Annotated in this window: 8 protein-coding genes; 4 read left to right on the top strand and 4 right to left on the bottom strand. The window is 69.9% G+C overall.

Annotated elements, in window-relative coordinates:
* Window positions 1-1415: maltotransferase domain-containing protein (locus V6M46_RS01260; protein WP_332661870.1), on the bottom strand; the 1415-nt coding region annotated here is incomplete at its 3' end.
* A 191-nt stretch (window positions 1416-1606) separates the two neighbouring features.
* Complete coding sequence (locus tag V6M46_RS01255; RefSeq protein ID WP_332661868.1) at window positions 1607-2086, bottom strand: VOC family protein; 480 nt, start codon at window positions 2084-2086, stop codon at window positions 1607-1609.
* 169 nt (window positions 2087-2255) lie between these two features.
* Between V6M46_RS01255 and V6M46_RS01250 the strand changes: the two genes are divergently transcribed.
* Window positions 2256-2615 carry a hypothetical protein gene (locus tag V6M46_RS01250; RefSeq protein WP_332661866.1) on the top strand — a complete coding sequence of 120 codons (360 nt, stop codon included), beginning with the start codon at window positions 2256-2258 and terminating at the stop codon, window positions 2613-2615.
* Between the two features lie 47 nt (window positions 2616-2662).
* On the opposite strand, the gene glgX is transcribed toward V6M46_RS01250, so the two are convergent.
* A complete protein-coding gene (glgX, locus tag V6M46_RS01245; protein ID WP_332661864.1) occupies window positions 2663-4792 on the bottom strand; it encodes a glycogen debranching protein GlgX in 2130 nt (709 codons plus the stop codon).
* Between the two features lie 75 nt (window positions 4793-4867).
* Window positions 4868-5752, bottom strand: a complete 885-nt coding sequence (locus V6M46_RS01240; RefSeq protein ID WP_332661863.1) for a LysR family transcriptional regulator — start codon at window positions 5750-5752, stop codon at window positions 4868-4870.
* Window positions 5753-5886: 134 nt separating this feature from the next.
* Between V6M46_RS01240 and V6M46_RS01235 the strand changes: the two genes are divergently transcribed.
* From V6M46_RS01235 to V6M46_RS01225, 3 genes are all read left to right on the top strand, one after another.
* Entirely contained in the window at window positions 5887-7290 is a 1404-nt protein-coding gene (locus V6M46_RS01235; protein WP_332661862.1) for an FAD-binding oxidoreductase, read from the top strand.
* 201 nt (window positions 7291-7491) lie between these two features.
* Window positions 7492-7695 carry a hypothetical protein gene (locus tag V6M46_RS01230; protein ID WP_332661861.1) on the top strand — a complete coding sequence of 68 codons (204 nt, stop codon included), beginning with the start codon at window positions 7492-7494 and terminating at the stop codon, window positions 7693-7695.
* Window positions 7696-7705: 10 nt separating this feature from the next.
* A partial coding sequence (locus V6M46_RS01225) for an acyltransferase family protein (RefSeq protein ID WP_332661860.1) occupies window positions 7706-9378 on the top strand: 1673 nt, incomplete at its 3' end.

Genomic DNA, 9378 nt, shown 5'->3' with positions numbered 1-9378 from the left:
AGGATGTCCGGCGTGTTGACGAACAGGTTGGGCCGGCCGAGGTCCCAGTGGTCGCGATGGTCCTCGCCGAACTCGGTGAGCTCCTGCTTCGTGGTGCGCCAGGTGAAGTAGGTGTAGCTCTGCGTGAAGCCGAGCCGGGCCAGGCCCCACAGCCGCGCCGGGCGGGTGAACGCCTCGGCGAGGAACAGCACGTCGGGGTGCTCGGCCTTGACCTGCGCGATGAGCCACGCCCAGAAGTCCGGTGGTTTCGTGTGGGGGTTGTCGACCCGGAAGACCCGGACCCCCCGCTCGACCCAGTGCAGCGTCACGCGCAGCATCTCCGCATAGATCGCGTCGCGGTCGTTGTCGAAGTTGAGCGGGTAGATGTCCTGGTACTTCTTCGGCGGGTTCTCGGCGTACGCGATCGTGCCGTCGGGCAGCGTCGTGAAGAACTCGGGGTGCTTCTTGACCCAGGGGTGGTCCGGTGCGACCTGCAGGGCGAGGTCGAGGGCGACCTCCATGCCGAGGTCGTTGGCGCGCTGCACGAACGCGGCGAAGTCCTTGTCCTTGCCGAGCTCGGGGTGGATCGCGTCGTGCCCGCCCTCCTTGGCGCCGATCGCCCACGGCGAGCCGACGTCGGTCTTGCCAGGCGTCAGGGAGTTGTTGGGGCCCTTGCGGTTGACCCGGCCGATGGGATGGATCGGTGGCAGGTAGACCACGTCGAAGCCCATGTCGGCGACCCGCTCGAGCTCCTTGGCGGCGGTCGCGAACGTACCGTGGACCGGCTTGCCCTTTTTGTCGACGCCGCCGGTCGAGCGGGGGAAGAACTCGTACCAGGAGCCGTACGCCGCGCGCTCGCGGTCGACCCAGATCTGGCGGGTCGGGCCCTCCGTGACGACCTGGCGTACGGGGAAGTCGTGCATGATCGCGCGGACGTCGTCGGACAGCGCCGGGCCGGTGCGCGCACCGAGCGGCAGCCTCTTGGCACGCAGCGCCTTGGCGGCGCCCTCGAGCGCCGGGCGGTGCGCCTTGCGCTCCTTGCGGGCGGCCACCTCGTCCAGCAGGCGGGCGGCGAGCTCGAGGTCGTTGGCGAGCTCCGCGGCGGTCTGGCCGGCGGCTAGCTTGACCTCGATCGCGTGCAGCACCGTCGTCCACGGATCGCCCCACGCATCGACGCGGAACGTCCAGAGTCCCGTGGCGTCAGGGACGATCGTGGCGCTGAAGAAGTCGGTGTTCTTGCCCTGTTCGTGCATGCGGGTCAGACGATCGCGGCGCTCGTTCGGCCCCCGCCACACCACGGTGGCGGCCACCGCGTCATGGCCCTCACGCCACACCGTCGCGGTGACGGGCACGTGCTCGCCCGCGACAGCCTTGGAGGCGTAGGTGCCATCCCCGGACAGAGGTCTGACGTCGTCAATCCCGAGTCGGCCTGTCATGCAGTGCTCCCCCGTACGTCGAATGCGTGCGTCACCTCCGAACCTACTGCGTGGACCTACCCACGCGCATTCCGAAGAAACCGACCCCCGCGATCACGGGCCGTATGTCGCCGGTCGAGTAGCCCGACGAGCTCTGCGAGCATGGCGTATCGAGACCCCGCGAGCCGAGACGCTCGCGCACCCTGCGCCCTTCAGTCGCGGCGGTCCTCGTCGGTCCCGAAGCCCTGGAGCGCGGCCCGCTCCTCGAGCGTCATCAGCTCCTGGAACAGCGTGATGTGCAGGCCCGCGGGGGCATCCAGCCGCGAGTTGAGGGATCGCCACGGCGTCTCGGTCGGAGGAGCCACCAAGGTGGCACCCGCTTCGACCAGCGTCTGCGTCCGCTCCTCGGCGTCCTTGACCTCGAACGCAACCCGCAGCCGCGGCGTCGTCGGATGCCCGACCTCGACCTCGTCGATCATGCGTCGTTGTTCCGGGTTGGCGATCTCGAGCGTCGCGTAGCCGGCGTGCAGGATCGTCACCTTGGCGCCCTCACCCTCAGCCTCGAAAGCCTCCTGCTCCCGCAGGCCCAGCACGTCGCGGTAGAACCTCACGGCCTCGTCGTAGTCGTCGGCCTCGACGACGAGTCGCAGCTGGACGACGGGCCCTGTCTCAGAAGATGCGTTCTCACTCATGGCAAGACGCTACGGCCGAACATCTCGCCGGTCGAGTAGCCCAGCGAGCTCTGCGAGCCGGCGTCTTTCATGGCCTTTGGACCCTCCGGGCCGGGCAGTCCGGCCCTTGGTGGGTCGAGGGAGAGCGTTGACGATCGAATCAGTGGGGCTTCAGGACGGAGGCAGTGCCATGCAGTGGGATCTGGGACTTCAGGGACTGGCCGTGCTCGGTGCCATGTCGCTCGGCTTCGGCGTGTTCGCCGGGTTGGTTGCTGGCAGGGGCATGGCATACCGCCTGTTGACGACCGCGATCACGACTGTCGCGTGCTTCGGCCTCGGGTTGGTGACCAGTGAGGTGTTCTTCGGCTGGGCCACCGAGGAGGAGCTGCAGCCGAACATCGACGGGTTGTCACGCGACGAGGTGCTCCTGTCGAGCGTGCTGACGACGACCGTGGTGCTCCTGGTGATGCGGTACGTCGCGCGCCGAGCGGGAGACCAGCCCGCCGACTGGCCGGTGATCGGCCGCCGTCACCGGCATCACCACCCGTGAACCACTCCGTTCGCTGAGGTTCGCGAGCGGCCTCACCGGTCCCCCGATCAGTCCTCGCGGGGGGCTTTGAGCAGCAGCAGCGAGCGGCCGGGCAGCGTCAGGGAGCTGCCGGCGGTCAGGGGCTCGGTCGACCCGGGGGCGCCATCGGGCGTCGTCGTGTCGAGGGTCGGCTCGAAGGTCTCACCGAACTCCACGCCCGGGAGCACGACGTCGACCGGGTCCGCGCCGGCGTGCATCAGCAGCAGCCACGAGTGATCCGTGAGCAGCTCGCCCTCACGCGTACGGGACTGGCTGTTGGACCCGTCGATCCACATGCCGAGGGTGCGTCGGTCGTCGTCCTCCCAGTCCGCCTCCTCGAGCTCGAGGCCGTCGGGGCGCAGCCAGATGAGATCAGGACGACCCGTCGGCGTGGTGCGGCCGTCGAAGAACTCGGGCTGCCGCAGCGCCGGACTGCCGGCGCGCAGGTGCACGACCCGGCGCGCGAACGCCAGCATCGACGCGGCCTCGTCGTTCTCGGTCCAGTCGACCCACGAGGTCGGATCGTCGAGGCAGTACGCATTGTTGTTGCCGCCCTGCGTGCGCCACCGCTCGTCGCCGGCGACGAACATCGGCGTGCCGGTCGACAGCATCAGCGTCGCGAACAGGTTGCGGGCCTGCTGCTGCCGCAGCGACCGGATCGCGGGGTCGTCGGTCTCGCCTTCGACTCCGTGGTTCCACGAGCGGTTGTCGTTGGTGCCGTCGCGGTTGTCCTCGCCGTTGGCCTCGTTGTGCTTCTCGTCGTACGACACCAGGTCGCGCAGCGTGAAGCCGTCGTGCGCGTTGATGAAGTTGATCGACTGCCACGGGCGACGCAGCGTGTGGTCGTACAGGTCGGAGGAGCCGGACAGCCGGTATGCCAGGTCGTCGACTCCCCCGGCAGCACCGCGCCAGAAGTCGCGCACCGTGTCGCGGTAGATGCCGTTCCACTCCGCCCACTGCGCGCCGAAGTCGCCGACCTTGTAGCCCTCGCCGGTCGCGTCCCACGGCTCGGCGATCAGCTTGCAGCGCGACAGGATCGGGTCGGAGGCGATCGCCGTGAGCAGCGTCGAGTCGCGGTCGAACTTGCCACCGTTGGGGCGGCCCAGGGTGCTCGCGAGGTCGAAGCGGAAACCGTCGACCCCCAGCTCGGTGGCCCAGTAGCGCAGCGAGTCGGTGACCATGCGGACGACCGTCGGCGAGCTGGACTCGAGCGTGTTGCCGCACCCGGTGATGTCGGCCATGTGGCCGTCCTCGTCGTGCAGGTAGTAGGCCGGCGCCTCGTAACCGCGGAAGCTCAGCGTCGGACCGTCGGGCCCGCCCTCGCACGTGTGGTTGTAGACGACGTCGACGATGACCTCGATGTTGGCGGCGTGCAGCGCCGCCACCATGGTGCGGAACTCCTCGACCTCGCGACCGGGCTCGCTGGCGTAGCCGGCATGCGGGGCGAAGAAGCCGAGCGGTGAATAGCCCCAGTAGTTGTGGCGGCCGGCCCGGACGAGCGCCGGCTCGTCGCTGAACGTCTGCACCGGCAGCAGCTCGACACTCGTGACGCCGAGCCGCACGAGGTGGTCGATGACGGCGGGGTGCGCGAGGCCGAGGTAGGTCCCGCGGATCGGCTCCGGCACGTCGGGGTGCTGCGCGGTGAAGCCCTTGACGTGGAGCTCGTAGATCACGGTCTCCTCGAAGGGGACCTCGGGCTTGACGCCGGTGTCGGGACCGCCGGGACTCGTCACGACGCTCAGCGGGACCGAGCCGAGCGAGTCGACCTGTGACGGCTCGACGCCCTCCGGGTCATCGGCGTAGCCCAGCGCCGCCTCCATGTCGGTCATCGTGCCGCTGATGCGCCGGGCGTACGGGTCGACGAGGAGCTTGTGGGGGTTGCAGCGCATCCCGGTCTTGGGTTCGTACGGCCCGTGGACGCGGAAGCCGTACTTCTGGCCGGGCGTCACTCCCGGCACCAGGCCGTGCCAGACGCCGAACGTACGCTCCGTCAGCTCGATACGGCGCTCGTTGAGGTCGTCGTCGATGAGGCACAGCTCGACGCGTTCGGCGACGCTGCTGGCGACCGCGAAACGTACGCCGCCGGCCTCCGGGTGCGCGCCGAGAGGGAACGGTCGTCCAGCGAGGACCTGCGCGTCCGGGGTCGGGTGGGTTGCCATGCACTGATTCTTTCAGGTGGATGCACGCGCGGACGACCTGAGCCGACGTGACGATGTGCACGTCGGCCATCCGGGTCAGCCCGGCGGTCGAGCCGCGAGGCGGGCAAAATCGAGCGCCACCGGCGTGACGACTGCCGGGTTCCAGGCGACGACGAGCCGCGAGGGCGGCAGGTCGTCGACGGGGACGAACACGAGTCCCGGCTTCTGGTACTCCGCCGCCAACCCGGCCGGCACGATGTTGACGCCGCGGCCCATCGCGATCTCGCCGAGCCATTCCTCGACCGTGGTGGAGCGGCTGCGCGCCACCGGGCGATCGTCGGGCCGCTGGCCCCAGAGGTACCAGTACGCCGCGAAGACCGGGTCGGTGACGTGCGCCGCCTCGAGGAACGTCTCCTGTGCGAGCCGGACAGCCGGGATGCTCTCCGCCGTCGCCAGCTCGTGTCCCTCCGCCATGACCGCGAGGACCGGCTCGCGGGCGATCTCGACCGTACGCAGCCGGCTCTCGCCGCTGAACGGCGTGCGCACGAGGGCGACGTCGCTGGTGCCGTCGAGCAGGCCGGCCGACGGGTCGTCCCATTCGTACTGCCTGAGGTCGACGCTCACGTGCGGATAGCGCTCGCCGAACCGTACGAGCAGGGATCGAGAGGGAGCCGTCAACGCGTACGCGAGGAAGCCCAGGCGCAGGGTCGTGTGCCGGCCGGCCGAGAGGCGCTGTGCCTCGTCCAGCAGCTGCTCGGAGGCGGCGACCGTCGCGCGGGCATGCGGAAGCAGTCGCTCGCCGTCAGTGGTCAGCGTCGCTCCGCGGCTCGACCGGTCGAAGAGCCGGACTCCGAGTCGCGTCTCGAGCGCCTTGATCTGCTGGCTCAACGACGGCGATGCGATCAGCAGTCGGTTGGCCGCGCGACCGAAATGACTCTCCTCGGCGACGGCGATGAAGTATCGCAACTGCCGCAGCTCCATGCCGGAACGATAGTCCTCGGCGTTAGGCGTTGCCTAACGAATGGGAGCAAACAGGTCGTGGACCGCAGGGCGTCGCCGCCTCGATGGTTGAAAGGTCCGGAGATGCCGGGCCACACCCACAAACAGGAGACATCATGACGATCCTCGACCCGGCCTCACCGGCCACTACTCATCCAGATGCCGTCGCCCAGCTGCGCGCCGACGTGATCGGCCCCGTGCTGGTCGCCGGCGACGACGGCATGGCGGCCGAGACGGCCACGTTCAACCTCGCTGCGGTCCACGACCCGGCGATCGCGGTCGGCGCGACCTGCGCCGAGGACGTACAGGCCGCCGTACGGTGGGCCGTCGCGCACGGCCTCCACGTCGCCGTCCAGGCCACGGGGCACGGCCCGGTCGCCGGAGTCGGACGATCGACGGTGTTGATCACGACGAGCCGTATGCGCGCAGTGTCCATCGACCCGTCGCGCGGCGTCGCCCGAGTCGAGGCCGGAACGCGCTGGGGCGACGTGATCGGCGCCGCCGCCCTGCACGGGCTGGCACCCGTGTGCGGATCGTCGTCGCAGGTCGGGGTGGTCGGCTTCACCCTCGGCGGAGGCATCGGGCCGTTCGCGCGCGAGCGCGGGTTCGGGGCCGACCAGGTCACGTACGTCGAGATGGTGACGGCCGACGGCGAACTGACCCGCGTCGATGCCGACAACCGGCCCGACCTGTTCTGGGCCGTCCGCGGCGGAAAGGGCAACTTCGGCATCGTCACCGAGATGGAGTTCCGCCTCGCCCCGGTCAGCTCGCTCTACGGTGCGGCGGTCTTCTACGCCGCGGAGAGCGCTTCGGAGGTGCTGCACGCATACCGCTCATGGTGCGCCGGCCTTCCGGAACCGACGACGACGTCGATCGCGTTCCTGCGCCTTCCCCCGCTCGACACGCTGCCCGAGCCCCTGCGCGGCCAGTTCGTGGTGCACCTGCGGTTCGCGCACAACGGGCCGGACGAGGAGGGCGAGCGGCTGCTGGCCCCGATGCTCGAGATCGGCACGCTGCTGCATCAGGCCGGCACCATGCCGTCCTCCCAGTTCGACGCGATCCATCAGGACCCGACCGATCCGCTGCCCGTATGGGAGCGCGGCGGCCTGCTCAGCGACCTGACGGCCGAGACCGTGGATGCGATCGTGCGGACTGCCGGGCCCGATGTCGACATCCCGCTGTTCATGGTCGAGGTCCGGCAGCTGGGCGGAGCCCTGGCTCGCCAGCCCGAGGCACCCAACGCCGTCGCCGGTCGTGACGGAGCGTTCTCGGTCCTGCTGCTCGGGCCCGGTGTCCCGGGCATCGAGGAGGCCGCCATCGCTGCCGGGGACGACATCCACGCGGCGCTGTCGCCGTGGCTCACCGGGACCTCGCTGCTCAACTTCCTGGGCGATTCCACGACACCCGAACAGGTGGCGAGGGCATGGAAGCCCGAGGTCCATCAGCGCCTCCTGGCGATCAAGCACGAGGTCGACCCCGACAACGTCTTCCGCATGGGGCACGCGCTGTCCGCCGAGTGACCACGATGCTGCCCCCTCCCGCCTGGACGGGAGGGGGCAGCTGACGTCGTGGCAGAAAAAATCCGGATGCCCCGGGTTTCGGCCTCGTATGTCGGGTAATCCCCGAACAGGTGACATCGGCCAACCCCCCGAGAGGCAGATGACGAGGATGCTGACCGCTCCACACGACCCGGTCGTTCACGTATGTAAGGGAGACGCACGATGACCGCGAGCCTGGGCGCTTCGGTGCTGGTCATCCTGACGTTCTTCGCTGCGCTCTGCATCATGCTGATGCTCGCCGTCCACATCGAGTCGACGCTTCAGACTCCGCGTCACCGCCGCCTCCACGTTCCCGTCCGCAACCAGAAGGCGCGGGCCGGCGCATCGGCACCACCGGGCACCAGGCGCCCCCGCCCCCGCATGTAGGCGGCCGACGATGGCGGCTGTCCTCGAAGCGGGCCAGCACCTCGCTCAGCCGCGCCGCCAGGCAGGTACGACCCAGAAGCGCGACGACATCCAGGGCCTGCGCGCCCTCGCGATCCTGTTCGTCGTCGCCTATCACTCCGGCCTGCCGCACGTCACCGGCGGATTCGTCGGCGTCGACCTGTTCTTCGTGCTGTCCGGCTTCCTGATCACCCAGCTGATGCTGCGCGAGATCGCCGCCACGGGGACGGTCAGCCTGCGCCGGTTCTGGGCTCGCCGGGCACGGCGCATCATCCCGGCGTCGGTGCTCGTGCTGGTCGTGACGATGCTCGCGGTCCGCGAGTTCATCAGCCCGGTCGAGCGCAAGGCGATCGGCACGGACGTCCTGTGGTCGGCGCTGTTCTCCGGCAACTGGCGGTTCGCGCACCAGGAGACCGACTACCTCGCGACCGACCGCAACCCGTCGCCGGTGCTGCACTACTGGAGCCTCGGCGTCGAGGAGCAGTTCTACTTCGTCTGGCCGCTGCTGCTGGTCGCCCTCGCCGCGATCTGGCGCCTGTCGCGTCGGCGCAGAGCGGTGTACGTCATCGGGTTCGGCACCGCGTTCGTCGCGGTCATCGTGGTGTCGCTGGCGTACTGCATCCACCTCACGACGACCCACCAGCCGTACGCGTTCTTCGGCACGCCGGCCCGGGCCTGGCAGCTCGCCGCCGGAGCGCTCATCGCGCTGGCCGTGCCGGCGATCCTCCGCTGGCGGGGCCGCACCCGCGCCACGCTCGGCGTCGTGGGGCTCATGCTGTTCGGGCTCAGCGTCTACGTGCTCGAGGAGTCCGGCTCGGCCGACATCCCGTACCCCTCATGGCTGGCCGTCGCGCCGACCCTGGCCGGTGTGCTGCTGATCGTGTCCGGCACGGGTCCGTACTCCTGGCTCAACCGCATGCTCTCGATCCGCCCGCTGACGTACGTCGGCGACCTCTCCTACTCCCTCTACCTGTGGCACTGGCCCGTGCTGATCATCGGTCCGGAGGTGCTCGGGTCCCGTACGCCGCTCGTACGCCTCGGGCTCGTCGCGTTGGCCGTGGCGCTGAGCGTGCTGAGCTATCACCTCGTCGAGAACCCGATCCGTCACGCCCGGGTCCTGGTGAGGCGCCCGGCGCTCAGCCTCGCCGTCGGCGCCACCCTGATCGCTGCCGTCATACCCACCGTCGCGTACGCCTCGGAGACCGAGACGATCGACACCGTCGTCGTCGCGCCGCCGCCGGATCCGCCGAGGGGCGCCGTGGAGGCCCCCGAGGAGCCTGAGCCGGCGGACCTCAGGAAGGTCAAGCCCGCGCTGGACAAGGCGGCCGGCGACGGGCTGCCGTTCAAGGAGAAGGGCTGCCATGTCGGCTTCGAGGCGACCTCCGCCCCGCCGTGGGAGGCATGCACGTTCGCCGACGACGGCCCGACCAGGAAGAGCCTGCTGGTGGTCGGCGACTCGATCAGCAGCGCCATCGCACCCGCCGTCATCAAGGCCGGGCTGCAGCAACGCTGGGCCGTCACGGTGTGGGCCAAGAGCCGGTGCCCCATGTCCGACATCACCCGGTACGACCGCGACCTCGGCGGGCCGTACGGGGCCTGCGATGCGTTCCGCGACTCCGTGCTGCGCGAGGCCGAGCGGCGCAAGCCCGACGCCGTCGTGATCGC

The sequence above is a fragment of the Aeromicrobium sp. genome, assembly GCF_036676885.1.
Lineage (GTDB): Bacteria > Actinomycetota > Actinomycetes > Propionibacteriales > Nocardioidaceae > Aeromicrobium.
This window is presented reverse-complemented; position numbering and strand designations above follow the sequence as displayed.